Here is a 25,612-nt window from a genome sequence, read left to right as displayed (position 1 = left end):
CGTCGGTTCCCATCGACGACCAGCTGAGGTCATGAATGCCGTGGGCCAGGACAGGCGCCTTGTCCTTCAGCGAGTAGTCGGCATGCGCGCTGTCCCGGAAACCCGGATTGAAGACCGCATCGTTCGGACCGAAGGCTCGGCCGTTTGCAGCGACGTTGCCGTCCATCGTCAGCCGGCCCGGGCTGAGCAGCTTCCAATACTGTTCGATCGGCATATCGCCGGCCGCGAGGTTGTGGATCACCATGTTGTCATGGGGGCGTGCCTCATCGCCGGCCTTGGGCACCCATTCCAGGCGGATGAAGGCATCCTCAGGACGGCTGGCGATGCCGAAATTGTTCTCCAGCAGGTTGTTGTCGCCGCCATGAACATAGATGCCGGCCCAGGCGAAGCCCTTCACGAAATTGTCGCGCACGATGACGCCGCTGGTCAGATCGTCGAGCGAGATGCCCCAGCCCTTGTGATCGGTCAGCCAGTTGCCCTTGCCGTCGGTGGCGAGACCGCCGGTGTCGATCACCTCGTTGCCGCGGATGACCGAGCCCATGTCCTTGGCCGAGCGGCCGAGCATCTCGATGCCGCCGCCGTCGGCGGTCTCCTGCCCGACATGGTGGATCTTGTTGAACTGGACGGTGTTGTTGCGGTTCAGCTGGCCGTCGTCCCATTCCTTGAACGACACGCCATACCGTGGGGCGTCGGTGATGTCGTTGTTGCTGACCATGCTGTTGCTGCTGCCGACGGCGCCGATGCCGGCCCCGCCCTTGGTGATCTGGCCGATATGCTCGATGGTGTTGGCGTAGATGCGGTTGCCGTCGGCGGCATGGATCATCGAAACGCCGGTGTCGCCCAGCTGCTCCATGTGGTTGCCGGCGATGCGGCTGTTGTCGGTGGCGTCGAGCGAGACCGCGGTCCCGACATTGACGAAGTGATTGCCGCCGACCGAGTTGCCATGCCCGCCCTGCATCGACAGCGCAGCACCGTCATAGCGGGTGTCGGAGAAGGTCAGCCCTTCGATGCTGACATTGCTGGCATTGCTGGACTTGATCAGCGTGCCAAGCCGGGCGACGACGACGCCGTCCGATTGGAAGCTGGCGGCATGTTCCGGCTTCACCACCAGCTTGCCGTCGCCGGCGCGCCAGCCGAATTCACCGGCGTCGCGGATCAGCGAGGCGTCGTTCATCACCCGATAGGTGCCGCCGGTGCGCAGCGCGTAGGAGGCCGAGTTGTCGAGCGTCACCGTGTGGTGATACTGGTCGATCGACTTCACCTGCGAGATGTCGTCCCTCAGCCGTTCCGTGTCGAATGTCTGGACGACCAGGCCGTCATGGGGCTTCAGGCCCGACGGGATGTCGCCGGTCGAAAAGTTGAAGCTGGTCTTGCTGGCGCCGGTCGAATTGGCCTTCAGCACATGCCAGCCGCTGGTGGCCGCCTCCGCGGGATCGAAATCGCCGGTCTGCGCCGCATGCTGGCGCACGCCGCCGATGCTGACATCCAGGCCGTTGGCCGATGCGAGCTTGGCGGAGTAGAGGCCTTTGCCTTCATAAGTGAAACCGGTCACCCGCTCTCCGCCGCTGAGGATCGGCGTCTCTTTCCCGTAGGCAAGGATGCTGTGGCCGTCGTCGTGCGAGTCGAGTGTCAAGGTCTTGTTGAGGCGATAGGTGCCGCCACGAACATAGGTGGTGTCGACATCGCCCGCCCGCATCGCGTCACGCGCCTTCTCGAGGCTGGCGAAGGGACCGTCGGTGCCGGCGGCGTTGGGAGCGGCGAGCCGCCCGGACCAGCTGTCATTGCCCTTGGTGGACACGAAAAAAGCGGCCTGGTCGGTGGTCGTCATAAGTCATTCCTCCGTTCTGATGGAGGCATGAGTCGAATTTTTTAGTTAAAATTTTATTTACGGCCTTAGTACCTCTGATGGACAGGAGGGCTCTGCAAGAACGGTATTATGGGATGCGATGAACAGCCACGAATTGGTGGCGATGTGATCCGGCATTAATTGTGAAACTGAACATTCTTTATGGACAAGCTGTCGCTATTCAGGTTCGCGCATTACGAGCATCGCTCGACCGGCATGTGATGTCGACAGTCGCCGCCACGTTACAGGGCATCACTGGACTGGCCATTTTCTGGAATTTTATGATAAGCTGACCGACGCCGGGGTCTTGTTCTTGGTCATACAGCGGTGCCGCGCCCAGTTCAGCGTCAGGGCCGCCCCTCCCCCGGCTACAGGACGTGAAAGGGACCTGTCTTGAGCGAAGAGTTGAAGAACGTCACCGCGACGAACGTCACCGCGACGGTAAAGTGGTTCAAGCCGGAAAAGGGTTTTGGGTTCGTCCGCCTTGCCGATGGCTCCGGCGAGGCTTTCTTGCACGCTTCGGTCCTGGCCGCCGCCTCCCTGCCCAACCCGGTCGAGGGCACGACGGTCGTCTGCGATCTGGCCCAGGGCGCCAAGGGGCCCCAGGTCGTCGCCATTCACTCCGCCACGCCGCCGGAAACCCCGCCCGCCCCGCGTGCCCGCAACCAGCGCCCGCCGCGCGCCACCGCCTCGGCGTCCCAGCCCATGGGCCAGCCGATGGGGCAGCCGGCCGGCCAGGCCGCCGGACAGGGTCCGCAGCCTGAGGATGGCGGCGAGGGCTTCGTCCGTCCGCCGAAGCCGCAGCGCGAACGGCGCGAGCGCCATGCCGAGCCCGCCGGTCCGGCCACGATGGCCTATGGGACGGTGCGCTGGTACAATCTGGACAGCCAGTCCGGCCTGATCGAGCCGTGGGAAGACGGCGCCACCGTCTATTTCGACCGTGCCACCCTGCGCCAGTCCGGCCTGGACATCGTCGCCGATGGCGAGGACGTGCGCTATCTGGCCGTCGGGTCGGAGGATGCGCCGGTCGCCCAGCGGGTCGAGCTGATCTGACGATACCGCCTACGCAGGCGCTTGCCGCCGCCGGTTGGCCGTAACAGGCCGGCCGCGCGGCGGTCGTTGGACATCGGGTTGGAACCGGCTTGGTTCGGAGGCGGACCGCCTCAGAATCTGGTGGAAAGTGTGAAGAAAGCTCGCGGGGCGCGGTCCTGCGTGCTGAACGGCGTGGTGATGAACGGCTTGGCCAGTTCCACGCTGGCATCGATGCGCTGGAAAACGCCGAAGCGCAGGCCGACGCCGGTCGAGGCGAGGGACCGGCGGCCATGGCGCGTGCCACCTTCGTAATTGTAAACCGCGCCATAATCGCCGAAGCCATAGGCGACCGCGTAATCCAGCCCGTCCTCCTGGACCGGAAGGATGTATTGCAGCTCCGCCCGGCCGGCGAAGCCGCTGTCGCCGGTGATTTCCGAGGGGTCGAAGGCGCGGCCATACTGCTTGCCGCCAAGCCCGTATTCCTCCGACGACAGCAGCTGGTCCGGGCTGTATTGCGCCTCGCCGGACAGGGCGAGGATCAGTTGGTCGGTCAGGGGCTGGTTGCGCTGGGCCGACAGCAGCAGCTTGCGGAAATCGCTGCGCCCGCCACTGCGGGTCAGGTTGGCGCTGCCGGATTCCGTGGCGTTGAGGATGTCGAGCCCCTTGGACAGCTCCGCCGTCAGCAGGTTCGAGCCGCCCCAGCCGTCGGCGAAATCGTAGGAGATGTTGGCGGCGACAATGCGCAGCCGATCCTGCGACAGCTCGGCGCCCAGCACGTCGGTGCGGCTGTCGCGGATGGTGACGCTGAGGCCGGCGCGCAGGGTTTCCGACCGGCTGCGGATGAAGGGATGCGACACCGCCACCCGGGCGGAGGTGGTCAGGCTGTACAGGTCGAGCGGCCGCACGCTGTCGCCGGGCTGCGACCAGGATCGGCGGACGCCATACTCCACCGTCGTGCCCTCGGCATCCACCGGCACCAGCTGCCCGACGTCGAAGAAGCGCAGTTCGCGGATCTGTGGGGTGACGATGCCCTGCGCAGTGGTCCGCTCGAACAGGCCGAGCTGATCCTCGACGGTGGCGAGGCCGGTCAGCTGCATCGGGCCGATGGAGCGGGTGCCGCGGTTGTCCAGCGACAGGAAGCCGTTGAAGGGCGTGCGCTCCAGCGCCAGGGTCAGGCGCGAGGCACCGGGGGTGTCGGGCGACGCCTCCAGCACCGTCTTCACCGCGACGCCGGGCAGATCGTCGGCCAGCAGGACGTAGCGCTCCATGTCGGCCATGCGCAGCGGGCGGGAGGCCTTGATCTTCTCCCCCAACTGCCGCAGCAGGCCGAGCCGGTCCTTTGCCTCGCCCTGGACGACCACCTCGTCGACATATCCCTCCACCACCTGCAGGCGGACCACGCCGTCGCGGATTCGCTGGGCCGGCACCACCGCCTGGGACAGCACATAGCCGTCGTTGCGGTAGCGCGCGGTGATGGCGTCGCGGATGGCATAGAGATCGGCCAGCGTCACCGGCTTGCCCAGCTTGTCGCGCCACAGGGCCGACAGGCTGTCGCCGTCATAGACGCTGTTGCCGTCGATGCGGATCTCGGTCAGCGTCAAGGAGATGCGTTCGGCATCGCGCGGCGGCGGTGCCTTCTCCGGCGCCGGCATCTCGATCTCCGGCGAGGATTGCGGCACGGCCGGACGCTCGAAGCGCTGCTCCAGCCGGTTGGGATCGAGCGACGGCGGCAGCACCGGCGGTACCGCCTGGGCCAGCGCCGGCAACGGAGCGGCTGCACCGGCCAGCAACAGGGCGGACAGGCGGACGAGCCGCCGGAGGCCGGGAGGCGCGGAAATGAGCATGGCGGAATTGGCGGTTCGGGACACGGATCGTCGTCGCAAAGCTATTTGTCGGTTAGGGCGGTCACGCCGGCCCAGTCCGGACCGGCCGTTTGTCCGATGCGCTTTTCGGCCTTGTGCAGCATCGCCAGTGCCGCACCGTCGACGGCCACCAGCGCGCGGAACCCGGCGGCGGCGGCCTCGAACCGGCCGGCGCGCCAATGGTCCAGGGCGGAGGCGTAGGCGGCGCGCTGGGCGCGGTCCTCGGGATCGGCACGGCGGGCCTCGGACAGCGGCTCGAACACCTCGACCGGTTCGCTGCGGCCGACGACCTGCACGATGTCGAGCGCGCGGAAGGCCTCCGGGTCGCCATGGTTGCGCACGGTCTCGCCGCTGACCATCAGCACGGAGTTGTAGTATTTGTTGGCGCCCTCCAGCCGCGAGGCCAGATTCACCGTGTCGCCCATCACCGTGTAGTTGAAGCGGCGCGGCGAGCCGATGTTGCCGATCAGCGCCGGACCGGTGGCGATGCCGGTGCGGTTGGAGCCGCGCCCGCTGGCCGTCGCCAGCAGGGTCGGGTCGTCCGCCATCGCCTGACGCATCGCCAGCGCGGCCGACACCGCGGCGCGGGCATGGTTGTCGATGGCATAGGGGGCGCCGAACACCGCCAGCACGGCATCGCCGATGTATTTGTCGACGAAGCCGCCATGCGCCTCGATGATGTCGGTCATCACCGTGAAATAGCGGTTCAGCACGGCGACCAGCGCTTCCGGCTCCATCCCCTCCGACATCCTGGTGAAACCGGCGATGTCGCAGAACAGGATGGACAGGTCGCGCTCTTCCCCGCCCAGGCTGGGCGACTGGCCCGACGCGATCATGTCGTCGATCAGCGATCCGGGCAGGTAGAGCTTGAAGGCGTTGCGGATGTGCCGCTGGTCACGGTCGAGCACGGCGAAACGGAAGCCGAGCGCCAGCGGGAAGACCAGAAGCGCCGCCAGCGCCGCCTGCAGGTAGGGCAGCACCAGCCCGCCCTGGAAGGCCTGCACCGCCACCCCGCTCCACCCCGCCAGCAGCAGGAGCAGCCCGGCCGCGGCCACCGCTGGCCGGGTCGCCAGCGTCACCACCGCGGCCAGACCGGCCAGCAGCAGGACCAGGGCAGCGGCGGCCGGCCGGCCGGTTTCCTCCAGCGCGTCGTGCGCCATCAGGTTGGAGATGGCGGCGGCGTGGATGTAGACGCCGGGAATGCTGTCGCGGGTGCGGCCGGCGACATACAGCTCGCTCATCACCGGCAGGGTGCAGCGTTCGGGAAGGTTCATCCCCTCCGGCTTGGTGACCCAGCGGTTGGAGGACAGCTTGCGGTCCTCGACATCCAACACGGTGCCGACCATCACCGCCTTGCCCTTGAAGTGCCTGGCGAAGAAGTCGGCCTTGCCGGCTTCGGCGCAGGCATGGAGGTCGGCCAGCGAATAGGTCGGGATGGCCCCGGCGGCGGTGGCGTGGTTGACCAGCAGCCGGTTGCCCTCCCCGCCCGGCACCCGGTAGCCGGCCAGCGTGGCCGAGCCGTCGGCCCCCCGCTCCAGCGGCGCCTTCAGCGCGCGGGAGGCGACCTCGACCGCCATGCCGGGCTCGGCCTTCGGCTGGCCGTCGGGTCCGGCGACGGACAGCGTCAGCGGAACCCGGCGCAGCACGCCGTCGGCATCCTCCACCAGATTGACCGAGCGGACATTGTTCACCCCGGCGGCGATCGTATAGCCGCGGTAGGGCATCAGCGGGTCGCTTTGATGCTGGACCTTGGCCAGCACCAGCCGCCCCTCTTTGCCGCCGCGGCGGAGCGTCAGCAGGTAATCGCGCTCGAAGCCCGGGATCAGCGTCTCGACCGAGGTCGGGTGGACGAGGTCGAGGCCGATGGCCGCCGCCCCGCCATCCAGCAGGGCACCGAGGACGGTGCCCAGCCGCGGCCCCCACAGCGCCTGCGGCGTGCCGGCGAACGGCGGGCGGCGGTAGGTCTCCTCGTCGATGCCGACCACCACCACCGGCGAGGGGTCGGGGGCCGGCCGGGGACCATGCACCCGCTCCCGCAACCAATAGAGGCTGTCGATCGACGGCCCCTGCAGCATGGACGAGGCCGCCAGCACCAGAAGCGACGCGACCGCCGGCGCCACCGCGCCGAGCAGGACCAGCCGGGCGCGCCGGGGCAGCCTTATCGCGTTCAACGGCCGCGCCCGCCGCTCAGAAGCGGATCAGCCGGCCGAGCGCCGGACCGCCGCCGGCCGCGGCCTTCTCGTCGATCTTCACGGTGAAGGACTTCTGCCCGGCGGCGATCTTGTAGAGCCCGCCCGGTTCCAGCCCGGCGCCGCTCTTGGCGGTGTCCAGCGTGGTGCCGGGAACATTGACCGTGCTCAGCGCGATGCCCTGCACGTCCAGCCGGTCGATGGTGACCGGGCCGGGCGCCGACAGGATCAGCACCGGATGGGTCTTGAACAGGGTCAGGTCCGGCTTGGGCAGCGGCGCCTTCATGCCCGCCAGGGCGATGGGGGCGCTGCGGAAGACGGTCACCCCCGCCTTTCCTGCCTCGTTGGAAGCCAGCAGCAGCTTGCCGCCGTCGCAGGGCAGCGTGTGGCGGTCGATGCTGCCGCCCTGCACCGCCAATTCGCGGGCGCCGACCGTCACCGAACCGCCGGTGATCGTCTCGTTGACGCAGGATTCCAGATAGCTCAGCGTCAGCGTTTGCCCGGCCTTCAACGTGAGCGTGCGGCCTGCCGCCAGATAGTCCATCGGCTGCACGCCGTCGACGCCGTCCGACACATCCTCAACCAATGCGGTGGGTGCGGCCGGGGCCGGAGCCGGATCCGCGGCGAGCGCCAGCGGCGATGCAGCCAGCAGAAGCAGGGTTCCGGCAACGGCGGAGCGGACGGGCATCTGAAACGCGACGGACATGGCAACGGACATGGCGACGGACATGGAAAAACGGCCTCCCGGTCAGTGCAGGGGGCTGTACCCCCTACGGACGGCATCACTATAGCTGCTGTTTCCTTTAACGAAGTTACCGGGGTACTTCAAATCCAATACGCCGCCGCCGCTTCCGATCACAGCGATGCCGCCGGTAAATTCCCGTCATCCCGGCGACATCCTATTGTCAAGAAAGTGAAATACTCCCGCCACAACGCCGTCATGACCACCGGCTAATATACACCTCCCGCGCGTGGCGGCCTTCCGGGTCCCGCCGGATGGGACGGACATCATTGGAGCGTCGCGACCGAACATGGGTACCGAACACATCGTCCGCTCCTTCGCGCAGGAATTGCAGCGTCTGTCCAACCTCGTCACCCAGATGGGCGGCGTGGCGGAAGCCCAGGTGGAGGCCGCGGTGAAGGCGGTGACCCGCCGCGACGTCGGGCTGGCCTCCCAGGTGATGCAGGCCGATGCCCGGCTCGACGCCTACGAGCGCGACATCGACGCCGAGGCGGTGCGGCTGCTGGCGCTGCGCCAGCCGATGGCCCAGGACCTGCGCGAGATCGTCTCGGCCCTGAAGGTCTCGGCCGATCTGGAGCGCATCGGCGACTATGCCGCCAACGTCGCCAAGCGGTCGCTGGCGCTGGCCCAGGTGCCGGTGGTGCGGCCGGCCGCCGGCATCCCGCGCATGGGCCGGCTGGTCGAGGCGATCCTGAAGGAGGTGCTCGACGCCTATATCGAGCGCGACGTCGACAAGGCCATCGCCGCCTGGGAGCGCGACGAGGAGCTGGACGACCTCTACACCAGCCTGTTCCGCGAGGTCCTCACCTACATGATGGAGGACCCGCGCAACATCACGCCCTGCACGCATCTGCTGTTCATGGCGAAGAATCTGGAGCGCATCGGCGACCACGCCACCAACATCGCCGAGATCATCCATTTCCTGGTGGTCGGCAGCCCCCTGACGGTGCTGCGCCCGAAGAACGACGGCAGCAGCTTCGCCGTCGTCACGCCGATGGCGCCGGATAGCGACACGGCGTTCCCGCTCGACGAGGATGCCGGCCCCGCCGACGCCGGCTGACCCCCTCCCCGCCCGCCTCTCGCACTTGCCCGGACCGCCGCCGGCGGCGACACTTTGTCCGGCCACAGCCTGCGGATTCGCACGCGCAGGGGAGATACCGCCACGGTGCGGGGCTTTTCCGTTTGCATGCGGCGCGGGGGTCGGGTATTAGCCCGCCCCGTGTGCCCGACATCAGCCGCGGCATCCCTTTCCCTGCCTGCAACGAGACACGCTGGTCATGCCCGCCGACGCACTGAGCTCCGCCCTGCTTCCCGCCGGACTGCACGACGTGCTGCCGTCCGAAGCGGCGCATGAGGCGGCCGCCGTCGAACGCCTGCTGGCGGAATTCGCCGCGCAGGGCTACCGCCGCGTCGATCCGCCGCTGGTCGAGTTCGAAGAGAACCTGCTCTCCGGCCCCGGTGCCGCGATGTCCAAGCAAACCTTCCGGCTGATGGACCCGCATTCGCAGCGGATGATGGCGGTCCGCGCCGACATCACCCCCCAGATCGCCCGCATCGCCACCACCCGCCTGAAGAACGAGGCCCGGCCGCTGCGCCTGTGCTACGCGGGCCAGGTGCTGCGGGTGAAGGGATCGCAGCTGCGCCCCGAACGCCAGTTCACCCAGGTCGGCGTCGAGCTGATCGGCGCGCTGGAGGCCGAGGCCGATGCCGAGGTGGTCCTGCTTGCCGTCCAGGCGCTGACCGCCATCGGCGTGCCGCACCTGTCGGTCGATCTCTGCGTGCCGACCATGGTGTCGCGCATCTGCGCCGGCCTAGGGCTGGGCGAGGACGAGATCCGGCAGCTGCGCGCCGCACTCGACCGCAAGGACTCGGCTGCCGTGGCGGCCGTCGGCGGCCCTGCCGCCTCGCTGCTGGAAACGCTGATGAGCGCGTCCGGTCCCGCCGACCGCGCCATGCAGGCGCTGGCCGCCCTGCCGCTGCCGGAGGGGGCCGAGAAGGACCGCCGCCGGCTGACCGACACGCTGGCCCTGCTGCGCGCGGCGATGCCGGACCTGACGGTGACCATCGATCTGGTGGAGCATCGCGGCTTCGAGTACCAGACCGGCCTCAGCTTCACCCTGTTCTCCCGCGCCGCGGGCGAGCTGGGCCAGGGCGGGCGCTACCGCGCCGGCGCCCAGGGGGAAGACCGCGGCGAGCCGGCGACCGGCTTCACGCTGTACATGGATACGCTGCTGCGCGCGGTTCCGGCGGCCAAGGCCCCGGGCCGGGTCTATGTGCCGCATGGCAGCGGCTGGGAAACGGCGCGCAGGCTGCGGGCCGACGGATGGGTGACGGTCGCCGGGCTTGCCCCGGTGGCCGATGCGGCCGCGGAAGCCAGACGGCTCCATTGCGGCCATTGGCTGGTTGGCGGGGACGTCAAGCCGGTCGGGTGACCCTGGGTTCAAACGACTTGCGTTCACGGAAGTTGGGTTCAAGCGAGTTGGGTTCAGGGTGAACGGGCCCCCACGCCGCGCGGATGGTACCCTGCGGTGGATCGGGAGGCTGAGCGGTTCCTTTTTGAAGTTTTGCGGAGACGAGAGATGGCCAACGTTGCGGTGGTCGGCGCCCAGTGGGGCGACGAGGGCAAGGGCAAGATCGTCGACTGGCTGTCCAGCCGGGCCGATGTGGTGGTGCGCTTCCAGGGCGGTCACAACGCCGGCCACACGCTGGTGATCAACGGCGTCGAATACAAGCTGAGCCTGCTGCCGTCCGGCGTGGTGCGCCAGAGCAAGCTGTCGGTCATCGGCAACGGCGTCGTCTTCGACCCCTGGGCCTTCATCCGCGAAGTCAACGCGATCAAGGAAAAGGGCGTCACCGTCAACCCGGAAAACCTGATCGTCGCCGAGAACGTGCCGCTGATCCTGCCGGTGCACAGCGCACTCGACAAGGCGCGCGAAGAGGCCAAGGGCGCCGGCAAGATCGGCACCACCGGCCGCGGCATCGGCCCGGCCTATGAGGACAAGGTCGCCCGCCGCGCCATCCGCCTGTGCGACCTGACCGACGACGCCGTGCTGGTGGAGAAGGTCGACGCCCTGCTCGCCCACCACAACGCGCTGTTCCGCGCGCTGGGCGCGCCGGAGATGACCCCGGCCGACATCCTGGAGCCGCTGCGCGAGATCGCCCCGCAGGTCCTGCCCTACGCCGCCGTCGTCTGGAAGCAGCTGGACGAGTTGCGCCGCGCCGGCAAGCGCATCCTGTTCGAGGGCGCCCAGGGCACGATGCTGGACATCGACCACGGCACCTACCCGTACGTCACCTCCTCCAACACGGTGGCCGGCAACGCCGCCGCCGGCAGCGGCATGGGCCCGCGCGCCGTCGGCTATGTGCTGGGCATCTGCAAGGCCTACACCACCCGCGTCGGCTCCGGCCCCTTCCCGACCGAGCTGAAGGACGAGATCGGCGAGCTGATCGGCCAGAAGGGCAAGGAGTTCGGCGTCGTCACCGGGCGCAAGCGCCGCTGCGGCTGGTTCGACGCCGTCATGGTCCGCCAGGCGGTCAAGACCGGCGGCATCGACGGCATCGCCCTGACCAAGCTCGACGTTCTGGACGGCTTCGACGAGATCAAGGTCTGCGTCGGCTACCGCCTGGATGGCCAGGAACTCGACTATTACCCGTCGAACGCCGGCTCCCAGGCCCGCGTCGAGCCGATCTACGAGACCTTCGAAGGCTGGAAGGACACCACCCGCGGAGCCCGCTCCTGGGCGGAGCTGCCGGCCCAGGCGGTCAAGTATGTCCGCCACATCGAGGAGCTGATCCAGGCCCCGGTCGCCCTGCTGTCGACCAGCCCGGAACGCGACGACACCATCCTGATGACGGACCCGTTCGCCGACTGAGCTGGCGGGAGCTTCCCAAGAAAGAAGGGCCGGCATTTCGCCGGCCCTTTTTCGTTTCCGCTGTCCCAGGTCGGGCCACCCCCGATCACACCGACCGCGTCAGCCCGCCATCGACCCGGATGTTCTGGCCGGTGATGTAGCCGGCGCCCGGCGAGGCCAGGAAGGCCACCGTGGCGGCGATCTCCTCGCTGCTGCCGTAGCGCTGCATCGGCACGCTCTGGCGCCGCTCCTCGGTCGCGGGCAGGCTGTCGATCCAGCCCGGCAGGACGTTGTTCATCCGCACATTCTCCGCCGCATACTGCTCGGCGAAGAGCTTGGTGTAGGCGGCCAGACCGGCCCGCGCGACGGCGGAGGTCGGGAACATGGCGCTCGGCTCGAACGCCCAGGCGGTGGAGATGTTGACGATGGAGCCGCCCTTCTGCCCGACCATGATCGGCGCCACCAGCCGGACCGCCCGCACGACGTTGAGGAAATAGACCTCGATGCCGCGGTGCCAGTCCTCGTCGCTGATCTCCAGCAGGGCGCCGCGCGGACCATGGCCGGCGCTGTTGACCAGCGCGTCGATGCGGCCCCAGCGCTCCATCGTCGCATCGACCAGCCGCTTCAGATCGTCGTTCGACTGGTTCGACCCGGTCACCCCGATGCCGCCCAACTCCCCGGCCAGAGCCTCGCCCTTGCCGGAGGAGGACAGGATCGCGACCTTGAAGCCGTCGGCCGCCAGCCGGCGCGCCGAGGCCGCACCCATGCCGCTGCCGCCGGCGGTGATGACGGCAACCTTTTCGTCGGACATGCTCATTCCTCCCAATCCTTTGGTCGCCCAACCATAAGGGCGGCCGGTCGCCGCCTCAAATGCGATTTCAGGCGGGCCGGCCCCTGCGGAGCGGAGAGCGTCAGATGTCGAAATTGGCGGCGATGGTGCCGGTGGACTGGCGATGACGCAGGGCGTCGGCCAGCGTCTGGTTGTCGAGCACGGCGGCGGTGGCGTCGCGGACCTGGACCATCAGCCAGCGCACCGAGCAGGTCTCGGTATCGATGCAATCCTCGCACGGCCGGAAGGACGCCTTGCTGGCGCAGGGAATCGGCGCCAGATGGCCGTCGATCAGGCGGATCACCTCGCCGAAGGTGATCTCCGCGGCCGGGCGGGCAAGCCGGTAGCCGCCGCTCTTGCCGCGCTTGGCGAACAGGATGCCTTCCTTGCGCAACTCGACCAGGATCGCTTCCAGGAACTTGCGCGGGATGTTCTCGCGCTCCGCAATGTCGGCGATCAGGATCAGGTCGCCATTGTCCTTCTCCGCCAGCATGATCAGGGCACGCAACGCGTATTTGGCTTTCTGCGACAGCATTCCGGCGGAATCCGTATTATGGCGGCGGCGGTTGGGTGGTCCGCCCCGATCTAAAGCTTCGGTGGTTAACATTTCGTACCGGTCCGTTATTCCACCCCAGGGCGTAACTTGCGGCCGGAACCCGCGGACCTTAGATCGGATCGCAGAAAATCGGAATCGAATTGACGCGCGAATGGTTTGCGGCATCCGTCGCGGGCGCGTTAAGGTCACCCCGCCCATAGGATCATTCCGCCATTTTCCCGCAGAACCGAAGGTCAGGCCATGCAGTACGCCATCGTTCCGGTCACCCCGTTCCAGCAGAACTGCACGGTGCTCTGGTGCCCCGAGACGATGAAGGGTGCCGCCATCGATCCCGGCGGCGACCTTGACCGCATCCTGGCCGCCGTGAAGGCGAAGGGCGTGACGCTGGAGAAGATCCTCGTCACCCATGGCCACATCGACCATGCCGGCGCCGTCGCCGACCTGGCCGACAAGCTGACGCTGCCCATCGAGGGCCCGCACCGCGACGACCAGTTCTGGATCGACGGCATGCCGATGCAGAGCCAGATGTTCGGCTTCCCGCCGGTGCGCTCCTTCACCCCCGGCCGCTGGCTGGAGGAGGGCGACACGGTGACCGTCGGCAACCAGACGCTGGAGGTGCGCCACTGCCCCGGCCACACACCCGGCCATGTCGTGTTCGTCCATGTGCCGTCGAAGCTCGCCATCGTCGGCGACGTGCTGTTCCAGGGCTCCGTCGGCCGCACCGACTTCCCCAAGGGCAACCACGGCGACCTGATCGCCTCGATCCGCGACAAGCTGTTCCCCTACGGCGACGACATCGCCTTCATCCCCGGCCACGGACCGATGTCGAGCTTCGGCGAGGAGCGGCTGTACAACCCGTTCCTGAACGATTAACCGTCGCACAGTCGGAAATCTTCCGATTCGGAACTCGGGCAGTCAGGCTGAACACGCAAGTCCTGTAGCGCGTCTGCTCTCCTTCGCGCCTTCAGGCGTCGGAGATGGCTGCCCGTCCCTTATGGGGGTGGCCTTGGAGCCGTGCGCCTGCCTGAAGGCTCCAATTTTTCGATAAGACACAACTTTCAAGACCATGATTCGCGCTATTTTCGCGAAAAAGTTATGAGCACGCAATTTTTATAATTTCAATTTGAATGTCTCCATCGGATATGCGCGAATATGCACGACAATCATCACTTTTTATCCTCATCGGTAGCAAAAATATCTCTTAAAGCAATCCGAGCGCAAAAGGACTTATCATGAGAAAGATGTTACTCTCCGCCGGTTTTGCCATTGCGAGCGGCATGGCGCTCTTCAGCGCGCCGGCCGTCGCGTGTAACGTCGAACCCTATATCGGCACGATCTGCACCTACTCCTTCGATTGGTGCCCGCAGGGCTATGTCACGGCCGACGGCCGGACCTTGGCCGTCCGGGAGAACCAAGCGCTGTTCGCGCTGATCGGCTATCGCTACGGCGGCAACAATGCCGATCTCTTCGCCGTCCCCGACCTGCGCGGCCGTGCCGCCATCGGTTCCGGCACCGGCCCCGGCCTGGCGACCATCAACATCGGCGCCAAGGTCGGCCAGCAGGAACTGCTGCTTTCGGCGGCGCAGGTCCCGCTGCAACCGCATACCCACACCGCAACTTTCACCGGCACCGGCGGCGGGTCGGGGGGCTCGACCACGGTTCCGTTCACCGGCACCGTGAGCGTTCCCATCACCACCGGCGGCACCCCGGTGTCGGCTCCCACCTCGGGCACCGTCTATCTCGGCGGCACCGTCTTGGACGATGGCGGCAGTGGCATCACGCTGACGGGGCCGTACAACACCACCGGTCCGGGCACCGGCGCCAAAGTGGCGGGCACGGCCAGCGGCAGCATCACCGTCCCGAACACCGGCATCACCGGCGGCACAGTGGCGGTCGCCCCCGCCGCAGCCGGTGCGACCCAGAAGGTCAGCACCCAGTCGCCAGCAATCGGACAGACCGTCTGCATCGCCACCGTGGGCCTCTATCCCAACCGTCCGTAACGGGAGTCGACGGCGCAACTCCACCGAAAGGTGGAGTTGCGCTTTTCACGGCGGATCCCGCCGTCAATCGACCGACGGATCGTCGCCCAGCAGCAGGTCGATGCGCCGGCGCAGGCTGATCAGTTCACGGCGCTGCATGTCGTCGACATAGGCGCGGTGCTCACGCGGATCGCCCAGCCGGGCGGTGGCGCGGCGCAGCGCGTCGAGGAAGCGGCCGACCGCCGACATGGTGCGCAGTGACGGTTCCTTGGCGGCGTCCTTGCGGCTGCGGGCCGCCTGCACCGTCCCGTCGCCGGCCTTCACCTGCTCCCACAGGGCGATCTGCTCGTCCAGATCCTTGATCCAGGCGATTTCGATCAGGGTGGAGCGGGACACGTCATGGTGGGCGGCGGCATATTCCTGCTTGATCGTCTCCGGCAGGCTGTTCAGCCGCAATGTGTGGCTGACGTTGCTCTGGCTCTTGCCGATGATGCGGCCCAGCTGTTCCTGGGTGTAGCCGAAGCGGTCGATCAGCCGCGCCAGCGCCTCCGCCAGTTCCAGCGCGTCGAGGTCGACGCGCTGGACATTCTCCACCAGCGTCAGCTCGTCCGGATTGCCGGAGGTGACCAGCGCATAGATGGTCGCCAGCCCCAGCATCTCATGCGCCCGCAGCCGCCGCTCCCCGGCGACCAGGCGATGGCCGCCCACGACCTCCTGCACCAGCACCGGCTGCTTCAGCCCGTAATGCGCGATCGAGTCGGCCAGCCCCTGCATGTCCTGCGGGTCGAAATGGCGGCGCGGCATGCTCGGGTTGCGCATGATCCTGGCGACATCGAGTTCCAGCAGCCGGGGCGGCTTGCCCGTATCGTCGAACAGATCCGAGTGATCGGGTGCGAGCGTCGGCATGTCCTGGTCTGGTCCCCTGGTTCCCGGTCCTTCCGGCCCCGCAACGGTGCCCCGGCCGTTGCGGCTCTGTCAACGGCACAGTGAGAAGAAAAGGAGAACAGGCCCCGCCGGCTTCGCTGCCGCCGGCAGGGCCGGTCCCTCACGCGGCCTTGATGTCGGCCAGGAAGCGCTCGATCTCCGTCCGGAGATGCCCGGCCTGCCGGGTCAGATCCTGGGACGAGACCAGCACCTCGCCGGCAACCGTCTTGGTCGTGTCGGCGGACCGCGCCACCCCGTCTATGATCGCGGTGACCGATTGCGTCGCCTTGGCGGCCTGTTCGGCGTTGGCGGCGATGTCCATCGTCGCGGTGCCCTGCTCCTCGATGGCGCCGGCGACGATGCTGGAGATGCGGCCCATGTCCTCGATCACCGTCGCGATCTGGCCGATGGAGGCCGCGGCACCGTCCGTCACCGACTGCATGGTGCCGATCTGGCTGCCGATCTCGTCGGTGGCCTTGGCGGTCTGCGCGGCCAGATGCTTGACCTCGTTGGCGACGACGGCGAAGCCCTTGCCCGCCTCCCCCGCCCGTGCCGCCTCGATGGTGGCGTTCAGCGCCAGCAGGTTGGTCTGCGCCGCGATGTCGTGGATCAACTGAACGACGGTGCCGATGCGGCCGGCGGTCTCCACCACGGCGCGCATGGTTTCGCCGGCCTGCGCGGCGGCGCCGATGGCGGCCTGGGTGATCCGGCCCGACTCCTCGATGTGGCGGCCGATGTCGCCGATGGAGGCGCGCAGCTGGTTGGCCGCCGAGGCCACCGTCCCGACATTGCTCGCCGTCTGGTCGGCAGCCGCGGCGACGCTGGTCGCCTCGTGCAAAGTGCGGTCGGCGCCGTCGCTCATCGATCTGGCCGTCGCCTCCAGCCCGCCGGCGGCGCTGGCCACCGCGCGGACGATGCCGCCGACCCGCGCATCGAACCCATCGGTCACCCGTTCCAGCTGGCGGGTGCGTTCCTCGCGCAGCGCGCGGACCCGCTCCTGTTCGGCATGAAGGTCGTCGGCCTTGATCAGCGCCTCCTTGAAGACCTGCATGGCCCCGGCCATCCGGCCGATCTCGTCATGGCGGTCCTGCGCCGGCACGGCCAGCGCACGCTCGCCCTGGGCCAGCCGCTGCATGGCATCGCACATCGACGACAGCGGGCGGGTGATGCCGCGGGCGAACAGCATGCCGCCCAGGCAGATGACCAGCAGCAGAGCCGCCCCGGCGCCGATCATGTTGTCGCGCATCGACTTGACCGGCGCCAGAATCTCGTCGACGCCGGCCTCCGCCAGCACCAGCCACTGGACGCCGTTGTGCGTCATCGGGCGATAGGCGGTCAGGGCGGGACGGTCGCCGGAGATGTTGGCCGCCTCGACCACGCCGGTGTGGTCGGCATCGTTCCTGATGACGCCCATGGCGCCGCCCTCATAGGGCTTCAGCACCGCCGGCCCCGTCGCAAATCGCGGCGTGCTGCGCAGCTTGCCGTCCTCGCCGACCAGGAAGGTGTCGCCGCTGTCCCCCATCCCGCCGGTGGCGCGCATGATGCGGTCGAGCCCGCTCGGCTCGATGCGGAAAACCAGGGTCGCCAGCATCTGCACGCTGCCATCCGGCTGGCGCAGCGCCACCGGCGTCGCGAGGAAGGCCGACGGGGCGCCGCCGGCCGGCGCATAGGCGCTGAAATCGGCGGTGCGGGCCTCGTCCGGCTTGGGATCGCGCTTTACCGAGTCGGCCAGCGCGGCAAGCGGACCGTCGGCGGCCGGCTTGCCGAAGTCGCCGCCCTTCGCGGCGCTGTAGAGGACGGTTCCATCCTGCGACAGCAGCAGGACGTCGGCCAGCCCGCGGCGCAGCATCAGGTCGGTCATCCAGGAATGGAGCCTGAGATGCGCCATGTCGTACATGGTGCTGCCCTCCGGCTTCTCCATCTTGTAGCGCTCGGCCGGCGGGTTGGGGTTGTCGTCGACATAGCGCTTGCGCAGCAGGGTGCCGGGGTCGCCGCGGTCGCCCTCGATCCTCCAGCCATTGCCCAGCGCCACCGCCGCGTCCCGCATCGAGCGCGTGTTGGCGGTGAGGACGATGTCGCCCTCCAACCCTTCCAGATAGGACTGGACGCTGGCGGCGCGGGCATCCGCCAGCGCCACCAGCTTGTCCTGTGCCGCGGTGCGCAGACGGTCGGTGGCCGCGGAATAGGCGAAGCTGCCAAGCAGCACCGCCGTCAGCACCGCCGACCCGACCACCGCGCCGGGTATCTTGTGGCGCAGAAGCAATCTATTCAAGGTTGTGCTCCTCCCGTACGGGCTTAAGGTGCCGGTTGGCCCGGCTTCACTGGCGCGGCAAGCGTCCGGTCCCTTCCCCGGAATGGTTCCCAACCGAAAGGGCGGCCCGCCACAGCGCCGTACACATACAATCCTATTGGCGAACTGTTAACAAACAGACACACAAGTTTAATCGTTTTGTTAAACGATCGTTCAAAATCCATTCGGCTGGCGCAATGAAACGTAACTTAGTAGAAAGGGGTTACGCAGAGCCGAGGATTTGATCGGGCGTCTGTTGGGAGGTCGATCGATGTCACTTGCTGAGCGCAAGCTTTTTGTCGAGCGCTGGATTCGCTCACCACTGAAGGTCGCATCGGTAACTCCAAGTGGACCTGAACTGTGCCGGGCGATGGCGAAGGCCGCCCAGTGCAGCCCCACGCGGCGGGTGGTGGAGCTGGGGCCGGGCACCGGTCCCGTCACCTCGGCGCTGCTGGCCCATGGCGTCACGCCCGACAATCTGCTGATGGTGGAACTCGACCCCGCCTTCGCCGATCATCTGTCGATGCTGCACCCCAGCGCCACGGTGGTGCGCGGCGACGCGACGCGGGTGCACCGCATCGTCCGGGCCCATGGCTGGGAGAGCTGCGACGCGGTGGTCTCCGGCCTGCCGCTGATCGCCATGCCGCTGTCGGTGCAGGCGCGGATCGTGCGCGGCGCCTTTTCCGTGCTGGCGCCCGACGGCGTTTTCGTGCAATTCACCTACGGTCCCTTCGCCCCGGTCAATCCGGAACTGATCCGGCGGCTGCGGCTGAAGCCGCGGCGCCATGCCTGGATCGCCCGGAACCTGCCCCCGGCGTCGGTCTGGACCTTCCGCAGGCTGCCCTGACGACGAGTCATTTTGACCGCTGATACCGTACTGGACGAGGCGCGCGCCCTGATCAACGCGCGCCGTTACCGCCCCGCCCTGCGCCTGCTCCGCGGCGCCCCCTCGTCCTCCGGGACCGAGCGGCTTCATCTGCTGGGATTGGCCCATCTCGGCCATCGCGGTCCGGCCGCCGCCATCGCCTGCCTGCGCCGGGTCTTGGCCGACAGCCCCGGAGACGCCGACCGGCTGGCGCTTCTCGCCAGGGCCCATCAGGCCGACAACGCCCCCTTCCCGGCCGTCACCCTGCTGGAGCGCGCCCTGCGCGTCACCCCCGGACGCCCCGACCTGACGGCGGCGCTGGCCGGAGCGTTGCGCCGCGACGCCCGCTACACCGACGCGATTGCCGTGACGCGCGAGGCGCTGGCCGCCGGCGACCTCTCCCCCGACATCCGCTTCGAGGCCGCCACCGCCGCGGCCTATCTCGGGCGTGACGGGGAGGCGCTGGCCCATTTCAACGCGCTGCTGGCCGACGATCCCGAGCACGCCGCAGGCTGGTTCGGCAGCCATGCCCAGGCCCTGCACGACCATGGCCCCGACGAGTCCCTGCGCCGGCTGCGCCGCGCCACCCGCTGCGGCGGTGCCGCCGGCAAATACTGGGGCTATCTCGCCGCCACCCTGCGGCTGCTTGGCCGGGATGCCGAGGCCGACGCGGTGGAGCAGGCGGAGGTCGGCGACAATCCGAAGCGCCGCCCACTGCCGGACGGGGTCAAGGCGCTGCTGCCGAAGCTCTCCGCCGACTTCCGGCTGTTCGGCAACAGCGGCCGGCTGCTGCGTCATGCGGTCGCATGCGCCGCCACGCCCGGTCTGGTGCTGGAGTTCGGCGTCCGGCGCGGAACCTCGCTCGACCACATTGCCGACGCGGCGGGCCAGGAGGTCCACGGCTTCGATTCGTTCGAGGGCCTGCCGGAGGGCTGGGTCAACTCCCCCCGCGGCGTGCTGACCACCGGCAGCCAGCTGCCGCCGGTGCGTGACAACGCCCGGCTGCATGTTGGGTGGTTCGAGGACAGCCTGCCGCCCTTCCTCGCCGCCCATCCGGGACCGGTGCGCTTGGTCAATGTCGACAGCGACATCTACGCCTCGGCCCGCACCGTGCTGACCGCGCTGGCGGACCGGGTGCGGCCGGGAACGATCATCGTCTTCGACGAGTATATCGGCAACCGCAGCTGGCGCGACGACGAGTACCGGGCGTTCCAGGAATTCGTCGCGGAGAATGCGGTCCGCTACGAGTATTTCGCCGCCAGCCCCTACACCAAGCAGGTGGCGGTGCGGGTTCTGGAAATCGGCCACTCGAAATAAGTGCTGCGGGGAGCGACGCCCCCCGCAGCGAAGACCGGCCTCAGCCGGCCGCCTTCACCTGACGGCGGCGCGCATGCAGCACCGGCTCGGTGTAGCCGTTCGGCTGGACGCGGCCCTTGAACACCAGATCGCAGGCGGCCTGGAAGGCGATGCTGCCGTCGAAGTTGCCGGCCATCGGCTTGTACAGCGGGTCGCCGGCATTCTGCTTGTCGACGACGGCGGCCATGCGCTTCATGACCTCCATCACCTGGGCCTCGGTGCAGATGCCGTGGTGCAGCCAGTTGGCGATATGCTGGCTGGAGATGCGCAGGGTGGCGCGGTCTTCCATCAGCCCGACATCGTGGATGTCCGGCACCTTGGAGCAGCCGACGCCCTGGTCGATCCAGCGCACCACATAGCCGAGGATGCCCTGGGCGTTGTTCTCCAGCTCCTGCCGGACCTCGTCCTCCGACCAGTTGGGGCGGTCGGCCAGCGGGATGGTCAGGATGTCGGACAATGCTGCGGCCTGCCGCTTGGCCAGCTGGTCCTGCACCTCGGCCACATTCACCGCGTGATAGTGGGTGGCGTGCAGGGTGGCGGCGGTCGGCGACGGCACCCAGGCGGTGTTGGCGCCGGCCTTCGGATGGCCGATCTTGGCGACCAGCATGTCGGCCATCAGGTCGGGCATCGCCCACATGCCCTTGCCGATCTGGGCGCGGCCCTTCAGCCCGGCGCGCAGCCCGACATCGACATTGTTGTCCTCATAGGCGGAGATCCACTTGGTGGCCTTCATCGCCGCCTTGCGGACAACCGGGCCGGCCTCCATCGAGGTGTGGATCTCGTCGCCGGTGCGGTCGAGGAAGCCGGTGTTGATGAACACCACCCGGTCCTTGGCGGCGCGGATGCACTCCTTGAGGTTGACGCTGGTGCGGCGCTCCTCGTCCATGATGCCGACCTTGAGGGTGTTGCGGGCCATGCCCAGCAGATCCTCGACGCGGCCGAACAGCTCGTCGGCGAAGGCGACCTCTTCCGGCCCGTGCATCTTCGGCTTCACGATGTAGACCGAGCCGGCGCGGCTGTTGCGCAAGCCCCCCTCAGCCTTCAGATCGTGCAGGGCGATCAGCGAGGTGAAGACGCCGTCGAGGATGCCTTCCGGCGCCTCGCTGCCGTCGGCCAACTTGACCATGTCGATGGTCATCAGATGGCCGACGTTGCGGACCAGCAGCAGGCTGCGGCCATGCAGGGTGACGCTGCCGGTCGGCGTGGTGTAGGTGCGATCCGGGTTCAGCTTGCGGACGACGGTTCTGTCGCCCTTGGGGAAGCTGGCCTCCAGCGTGCCCTTCATCAGGCCCAGCCAGTTGCGGTAAGCGACGACCTTGTCCTCCGCATCCACGGCGGCGACGGAATCCTCGCAGTCCTGGATGGTCGACAGCGCCGCTTCCAGCACGACGTCGGCGACACCGGCGGCATCGTCCTTGCCGATCACGCTGCTGCGGTCGATGCGGATCTCGATGTGGGTGCCGTTCTGGACCAGCAGCACGGCCGACGGCGCCGAGGCCTCGCCCTGCCAGCCGACGAAGGCGGCCTTGTCCTTCAAGCCGGTCTTGCGCCCGTCCTTCAGGGTCACCGCCAGCGCGTCGCCCTCGACGGCATAGCCGACGGCATCGACATGGCTGGCGTCGGCCAGCGGAACGCTGTCGTCGAGGAACTTGCGGGCCCAGGCGATCACCTGCGCGCCGCGGGCGGCGTCATAGCCGCCGGCCGCCGGGGTGCCGGGGATGGCGTCGGTGCCGTACAGCGCGTCGTACAGGCTGCCCCAGCGCGCGTTGGCGGCGTTCAGGGCATAGCGGGCGTTGGTGATCGGGACCACCAGCTGCGGGCCGGCGAGATAGGCGATCTCCGGATCGACATTGCCGGTGCCGACCGCGAAGTCGCCGCCCTCCGGCACCAGATAGCCGATCTCGCGCAGGAAGGACTCGTAGTCGGCCTGATCGAAGAGCTTGCCGCGACGGGCGGTGTGCCACCCGTCGATCTGCGCCTGCAGGCTGTCGCGTTTGTCCAGCAGAGCCTTATTGCGCGGCGCCAACTCGTGCAGGAGCTGGTCGAGGCCGGTCCAGAGACGGTCGGCGTCGACACCGGTTCCCGGCAGCGCCTCGTCATTGATGAAGTCGTACAGCGGGCGGGCGATTTCGAGGCCGCCACGGCGGATCCAGTTGCTCATCTCGTTGCGTGTCCCATTCTCTTGCGCTCGGTTCGCAGACTCCTCTCCGGGAGTCTTTGTCATCGGTTATCGCGTCTTCCGATTGACCCGGTCAACACAATGTCGCACCGCAGCGTATGGAGAAATGGTAGCAGGCGGCCGGCACCGGGCCGGCCGCGCTCACGCCAGCATATTCAGCACCGTTGCCGGCTGGTTGGCCGAAGCGGCGGCCGTCGACAGGGCCGCGCCATCTGCCCCATCGGCAGCGTTATCGGGCGCCCCGCTGGCCCCGACCGCCTGCCCAAGCTCCTTGGCCGACCCGAGCGCCGCGGCGCGCAGGGCGTTGACCTCCTTCTGGGCGGCTTCGACCATCTTGTCGTCGGCCTTGAAGCCTTCCCGCCGCTCGCGCCGACGCTTTTCCGACTCGTCCAGCATGTTGGCGGCCTTCGCCTCGCCGATGATGCGCTTGGAGGTGGCAAGCACCCCCTCAACCCGCTGGCCGAAGGTGTCCGCCTCGCGGTAGCGCGACATCTTCAAGGCGTTGTCGGACATCAGCTGCTGAATCATCGCGCTTCGCCCGCCGGTGCCGGCCGACGCCGCGGCTGGGTGACTGCCGGCAGGCTGGCCAGGAGCGGCCGGATCGGTGTCGGACTGATCGGCCCCTGATGGATCGGTGTCGGACTGATCGGTGTCGGACGGGACGGCGCCGGTCATCCCGCCATTGCCCAGGCCCGACAGCACATCCTCCACCAGGCGGGCGATGTCGGCGGGCAACTTGCCGTCCCGCATCTCCGCCGCCCCCGCCGACTGCGCATCCGAATCGGCGCCGGCATCGGCCGCCATCAGGTCGGCGGTACTTTCCGCGGAACCGGCGGCGGCCGACGCCCCGTCCCCCGTCGAGAAGCCGATGGTCAGCGTCACCTCGGTCTGTTGCAGGGTCAGGCTGGTGGTCGTGCGGGTGATCGTCGTCTCCGACGACAGCATCGTGGCGCCGCCGGTGGCATCGCCGGGCAACCCCAACTCCGCCGCGGCCTTGATGCCGGCCCCATACTCCTTGGCGGCGCGCCCGGCCTCGCGCGCCAGCAGCGTCGCTTCCCGCGCCAGGGTCGCCAGCTTCTGCGGATCGCCCTGGGCAAAGCGCATCGCCAGTTTCAACTGTTCGATCTTGCGTTCGACCTGCTCAAGCCGCGCGGCAGCCGCCTGCTTGGGCCCGCCGACCCGCCTCGCCTCCTCCAGAGCCGCCTGGGCGCTGGCATGGTCGCTCTGCCATTTGGTCGCGGCCTGGGTCAGCGCCTGCGCACGCTCCGCCTTCTGGGCGAGCTGGCCGTGGGCGTCCTTGGCCTGCAGTTCCTTCTCCCAGGGTTTCCTGGCCTGCTGCAGGCGGAAAAGGCCGGCCTGACCGTCGGCCACCACGCTGAAAACGCTCATGCCGCCCCCCCCGGTCCGGCCGAACCAACTTGTTCGCGGCAAAGTTTAGCACAATCGCAGAAACTGTCCATTTCGCGCGGTGCGTGCGTGGAACCCCGAAGGCTTGGGCGGTGTTTCACTTCCCGACACCCGCTTCCGCAACGGGCGGTTCGATACCGCAGGCGCGGAGCCACGGAATACCGGAATCCCCGAGGAGGAAAGACAAGATGCCGAACCGCGACATGACCGGCACCGGCGGACCGACCCCGACCGGCTCCACCACCGGAAGTTCTACCGCTGGAAGCTCGTCGACCGGAAATTTCGCTGCCGGCAGCTCCAACATCGGCGGCAGCGTCGATGAGATGAAGAAGACCGTCAACCGCGCGGCCGACGACGTGATGTCCACCGGGCGCGAGACGCTGGGCAACGCCCAGGGCCGCATCCGCTCGCTGCTGGAACAGCAGACCGGCCGCGCCGCCGATCAGCTGGGTGGCGTCGCCAACGCCCTGCACAAGGCCGCCGAGCAGCTGAACGAGGAAAATGGCGGCGTGGTCGCCGATTACGCCGAGCAGGCGGCCAGCCGCGTCGAACGTGTCGCCGACATGCTGCGCGACGCCTCGGTCGACGACATCGTCGGCGAGGTCGAAGGCTTCGCCCGCCGCCAGCCCGAGGTGTTCATCGGCGCCGCCTTCGCCGTCGGCTTCCTCGCCGCGCGCTTCCTGAAAAGCTCCAGCGACCGCCGCATGCACCGCGCCTCGACCTCGCTTCGCGGCAACGCGCACCCGTCGCAGACCGTGCGCACCGCCCGCGGCGCCTCCTACGACGCCGGTCGCGATACCGGCCGCGACCGCAATCGCGACACTGGCCGCGACACGGGCCGCGACACGACGCCCAGCCGCGGCATGGCCGGCGGCATCGGCGAGCCCGTCAGCCGCAGCACCCCGTCCCACAGCGCCGACACCCCGACGACGGGCTCGTCCAGCGTGAACACCGGCCACCTCGCCGGCCGCATGGACTCCGAACGCGGGTCGGAGCGCCTGGGTGAGCCGAAGCCGGCCGCCGGCCGCATCGGCATGCCGCTGTCCACCGCTCCGGCCTCGGTCACCGGCCACGGCGCCGCGCCGTCGGCTGACACCGCTCTCGGCACCAGCACCATCGGCACGCCGGCCGGCGTGTCGGGTGCCGCCGCCAGCACCGTCAACTCCGGCACCGCCGGCATTGGCGGCGTCCAGGGCGGCGGTGTCCAGGGCGGCAGCCACGGCGGCCCTGCCGGAGCCTCCTCCTCCACCTCCAAGCCGCAGGGTCAGCGTCCATGAGCGCCGCCGAGAACCGCTATGACGAGCCGCGGGATCCGCGGCAGGACCGGCCGCTTGCCGGCCTGTTCGCCGATCTCGCCCGCGAATCCGCCAACCTCGCCCGATCCGAGATCGCGTTGGCGAAGGCCGAGCTGACCGACAAGGCCACAGAGGCCGCCGGTGGCGTGGCCTTCATCGCCGTCGGCGGACTGGTCGCCTTCGCCGGCGTCCTGGTCCTGCTTGCCTCCGCGGTTCTCGGCCTGTCCAACGTCCTGGCCCCGTGGCTGTCCGCGCTGATCGTGGGCGTGGTGGTTCTGGCGGTGGGCGGCATCCTGGCTTACGTCGGCAAGAACCGGCTGAGCCCCGCCAACCTCCGCCCCCGCCGCACCATGAACACGCTGGACGAGGACAAGCGCTGGGCGAAATCCCAGCTTGCCCGCTGAGGGGCC

General features: G+C 68.5%; 20 protein-coding genes (1 of these 20 running past the window's edge). 10 read left to right on the top strand and 10 right to left on the bottom strand.

From position 1 onward, the window contains the following. A protein-coding gene (locus ACWPN8_RS28440) for a right-handed parallel beta-helix repeat-containing protein (RefSeq protein ID WP_492243174.1) crosses the window boundary here: on the bottom strand, nt 1-1,828 show its 5' portion. The gene continues 53 nt to the left of window position 1, outside the view; 1,828 of the gene's 1,881 nt are visible here — the first part of the coding sequence; its start codon is at nt 1,826-1,828; its stop codon lies off the left edge, out of view. Between the two features lie 411 nt (nt 1,829-2,239). Here ACWPN8_RS28440 and ACWPN8_RS28435 point away from each other — a divergent pair, with 411 nt between their 5' ends. Continuing rightward, on the top strand, nt 2,240-2,899 hold the full coding sequence (locus ACWPN8_RS28435) for a cold-shock protein (RefSeq protein ID WP_492243173.1): 660 nt from the start codon (nt 2,240-2,242) through the stop codon (nt 2,897-2,899). A gap of 110 nt (nt 2,900-3,009) precedes the next feature. Here ACWPN8_RS28435 and ACWPN8_RS28430 read toward each other — a convergent pair whose 3' ends face one another. From ACWPN8_RS28430 to ACWPN8_RS28420, 3 genes are read right to left on the bottom strand one after another with little or no spacing between them, the layout of a single operon-like run. Next, complete coding sequence (locus ACWPN8_RS28430; protein WP_492243172.1) at nt 3,010-4,722, bottom strand: ShlB/FhaC/HecB family hemolysin secretion/activation protein; 1,713 nt, start codon at nt 4,720-4,722, stop codon at nt 3,010-3,012. Between the two features lie 41 nt (nt 4,723-4,763). Further along, entirely contained in the window at nt 4,764-6,911 is a 2,148-nt protein-coding gene (locus ACWPN8_RS28425) for a CHASE2 domain-containing protein (protein ID WP_492243171.1), read from the bottom strand. 16 nt (nt 6,912-6,927) lie between these two features. Then, the gene (locus tag ACWPN8_RS28420; protein WP_492243170.1) at nt 6,928-7,659 is read right to left on the bottom strand and encodes a hypothetical protein; all 732 of its coding nucleotides are present in this window, start codon (nt 7,657-7,659) and stop codon (nt 6,928-6,930) included. A gap of 301 nt (nt 7,660-7,960) precedes the next feature. Here ACWPN8_RS28420 and phoU point away from each other — a divergent pair, with 301 nt between their 5' ends. The 3 genes from phoU to ACWPN8_RS28405 all read left to right on the top strand — a co-directional run bounded on the left by phoU (nt 7,961) and on the right by ACWPN8_RS28405 (nt 11,543). After that, entirely contained in the window at nt 7,961-8,731 is a 771-nt protein-coding gene (gene phoU / locus ACWPN8_RS28415; RefSeq protein WP_109451432.1) for a phosphate signaling complex protein PhoU, read from the top strand. A gap of 217 nt (nt 8,732-8,948) precedes the next feature. Beyond that, entirely contained in the window at nt 8,949-10,103 is a 1,155-nt protein-coding gene (locus tag ACWPN8_RS28410) for an ATP phosphoribosyltransferase regulatory subunit (protein WP_109451438.1), read from the top strand. Nucleotides 10,104-10,250: 147 nt separating this feature from the next. After that, the gene (locus ACWPN8_RS28405) at nt 10,251-11,543 is read left to right on the top strand and encodes an adenylosuccinate synthase (protein ID WP_109451440.1); all 1,293 of its coding nucleotides are present in this window, start codon (nt 10,251-10,253) and stop codon (nt 11,541-11,543) included. A gap of 85 nt (nt 11,544-11,628) precedes the next feature. On the opposite strand, the gene ACWPN8_RS28400 is transcribed toward ACWPN8_RS28405, so the two are convergent. Together ACWPN8_RS28400 and ACWPN8_RS28395 are read right to left on the bottom strand one after the other, a co-directional pair. After that, a complete protein-coding gene (locus ACWPN8_RS28400) occupies nt 11,629-12,333 on the bottom strand; it encodes an SDR family oxidoreductase (protein ID WP_109453261.1) in 705 nt (234 codons plus the stop codon). A gap of 100 nt (nt 12,334-12,433) precedes the next feature. Further along, nucleotides 12,434-12,886: an RrF2 family transcriptional regulator gene (locus tag ACWPN8_RS28395; RefSeq protein WP_098738201.1), complete on the bottom strand. Its 453-nt coding sequence runs from the start codon at nt 12,884-12,886 to the stop codon at nt 12,434-12,436. Between the two features lie 261 nt (nt 12,887-13,147). Here ACWPN8_RS28395 and ACWPN8_RS28390 point away from each other — a divergent pair, with 261 nt between their 5' ends. Continuing rightward, entirely contained in the window at nt 13,148-13,780 is a 633-nt protein-coding gene (locus ACWPN8_RS28390) for an MBL fold metallo-hydrolase (protein WP_109451442.1), read from the top strand. A gap of 359 nt (nt 13,781-14,139) precedes the next feature. After that, complete coding sequence (locus tag ACWPN8_RS28385) at nt 14,140-14,907, top strand: phage tail protein (RefSeq protein ID WP_492243169.1); 768 nt, start codon at nt 14,140-14,142, stop codon at nt 14,905-14,907. A 63-nt stretch (nt 14,908-14,970) separates the two neighbouring features. Here the strand turns inward: ACWPN8_RS28385 and ACWPN8_RS28380 are convergent, their stop codons facing one another. Continuing rightward, nucleotides 14,971-15,792: a ParB/RepB/Spo0J family partition protein gene (locus ACWPN8_RS28380; protein ID WP_109451861.1), complete on the bottom strand. Its 822-nt coding sequence runs from the start codon at nt 15,790-15,792 to the stop codon at nt 14,971-14,973. 139 nt (nt 15,793-15,931) lie between these two features. After that, entirely contained in the window at nt 15,932-18,082 is a 2,151-nt protein-coding gene (locus ACWPN8_RS28375; protein ID WP_492243168.1) for a methyl-accepting chemotaxis protein, read from the bottom strand. Nucleotides 18,083-18,470: 388 nt separating this feature from the next. Here ACWPN8_RS28375 and ACWPN8_RS28370 point away from each other — a divergent pair, with 388 nt between their 5' ends. Continuing rightward, nucleotides 18,471-18,947, top strand: coding sequence for a class I SAM-dependent methyltransferase (locus ACWPN8_RS28370; protein ID WP_109451857.1), 477 nt, complete (start codon nt 18,471-18,473; stop codon nt 18,945-18,947). 12 nt (nt 18,948-18,959) lie between these two features. Then, nucleotides 18,960-20,282: a class I SAM-dependent methyltransferase gene (locus ACWPN8_RS28365; protein ID WP_492243167.1), complete on the top strand. Its 1,323-nt coding sequence runs from the start codon at nt 18,960-18,962 to the stop codon at nt 20,280-20,282. Between the two features lie 40 nt (nt 20,283-20,322). Here ACWPN8_RS28365 and ACWPN8_RS28360 read toward each other — a convergent pair whose 3' ends face one another. Beyond that, on the bottom strand, nt 20,323-22,482 hold the full coding sequence (locus ACWPN8_RS28360; protein WP_492243166.1) for a malate synthase G: 2,160 nt from the start codon (nt 22,480-22,482) through the stop codon (nt 20,323-20,325). Between the two features lie 159 nt (nt 22,483-22,641). Continuing rightward, nucleotides 22,642-23,889 (bottom strand): hypothetical protein, encoded by a 1,248-nt coding sequence (locus ACWPN8_RS28355; protein ID WP_492243165.1) that lies wholly within the window; start codon nt 23,887-23,889, stop codon nt 22,642-22,644. A gap of 206 nt (nt 23,890-24,095) precedes the next feature. Here ACWPN8_RS28355 and ACWPN8_RS28350 point away from each other — a divergent pair, with 206 nt between their 5' ends. Further along, complete coding sequence (locus ACWPN8_RS28350; protein WP_492243164.1) at nt 24,096-25,184, top strand: hypothetical protein; 1,089 nt, start codon at nt 24,096-24,098, stop codon at nt 25,182-25,184. Next, a complete protein-coding gene (locus ACWPN8_RS28345) occupies nt 25,181-25,606 on the top strand; it encodes a phage holin family protein (RefSeq protein ID WP_109451849.1) in 426 nt (141 codons plus the stop codon). The genes ACWPN8_RS28350 and ACWPN8_RS28345 overlap by 4 nt, the downstream gene beginning before the upstream one ends. The last annotated feature ends 6 nt before the right edge of the window (nt 25,607-25,612 follow it).

Source organism: Azospirillum sp. UENF 112521 (assembly GCF_058780665.1).
The sequence above is the reverse complement of the archived record's forward strand: the minus strand, read 5'-3'. Positions and strand labels throughout refer to the sequence as shown.

Excerpts from the sequence above, each read along its gene's own strand:
- ACWPN8_RS28430 (WP_492243172.1), bottom strand. The coding sequence starts at position 4,722 with ATGCTCATTTCCGCGCCTCCCGGCCTCCGGCGGCTCGTCCGCCTGTCC.
- ACWPN8_RS28420 (WP_492243170.1), bottom strand. The coding sequence starts at position 7,659 with ATGTCCGTCGCCATGTCCGTTGCCATGTCCGTCGCGTTTCAGATGCCC.
- phoU (WP_109451432.1), top strand. The coding sequence starts at position 7,961 with ATGGGTACCGAACACATCGTCCGCTCCTTCGCGCAGGAATTGCAGCGT.
- ACWPN8_RS28410 (WP_109451438.1), top strand. The coding sequence starts at position 8,949 with ATGCCCGCCGACGCACTGAGCTCCGCCCTGCTTCCCGCCGGACTGCAC.
- ACWPN8_RS28405 (WP_109451440.1), top strand. The coding sequence starts at position 10,251 with ATGGCCAACGTTGCGGTGGTCGGCGCCCAGTGGGGCGACGAGGGCAAG.
- ACWPN8_RS28400 (WP_109453261.1), bottom strand. The coding sequence starts at position 12,333 with ATGTCCGACGAAAAGGTTGCCGTCATCACCGCCGGCGGCAGCGGCATG.
- ACWPN8_RS28395 (WP_098738201.1), bottom strand. The coding sequence starts at position 12,886 with ATGCTGTCGCAGAAAGCCAAATACGCGTTGCGTGCCCTGATCATGCTG.
- ACWPN8_RS28390 (WP_109451442.1), top strand. The coding sequence starts at position 13,148 with ATGCAGTACGCCATCGTTCCGGTCACCCCGTTCCAGCAGAACTGCACG.
- ACWPN8_RS28385 (WP_492243169.1), top strand. The coding sequence starts at position 14,140 with ATGAGAAAGATGTTACTCTCCGCCGGTTTTGCCATTGCGAGCGGCATG.
- ACWPN8_RS28380 (WP_109451861.1), bottom strand. The coding sequence starts at position 15,792 with ATGCCGACGCTCGCACCCGATCACTCGGATCTGTTCGACGATACGGGC.
- ACWPN8_RS28370 (WP_109451857.1), top strand. The coding sequence starts at position 18,471 with ATGGCGAAGGCCGCCCAGTGCAGCCCCACGCGGCGGGTGGTGGAGCTG.
- ACWPN8_RS28360 (WP_492243166.1), bottom strand. The coding sequence starts at position 22,482 with ATGAGCAACTGGATCCGCCGTGGCGGCCTCGAAATCGCCCGCCCGCTG.
- ACWPN8_RS28355 (WP_492243165.1), bottom strand. The coding sequence starts at position 23,889 with ATGAGCGTTTTCAGCGTGGTGGCCGACGGTCAGGCCGGCCTTTTCCGC.
- ACWPN8_RS28350 (WP_492243164.1), top strand. The coding sequence starts at position 24,096 with ATGCCGAACCGCGACATGACCGGCACCGGCGGACCGACCCCGACCGGC.
- ACWPN8_RS28345 (WP_109451849.1), top strand. The coding sequence starts at position 25,181 with ATGAGCGCCGCCGAGAACCGCTATGACGAGCCGCGGGATCCGCGGCAG.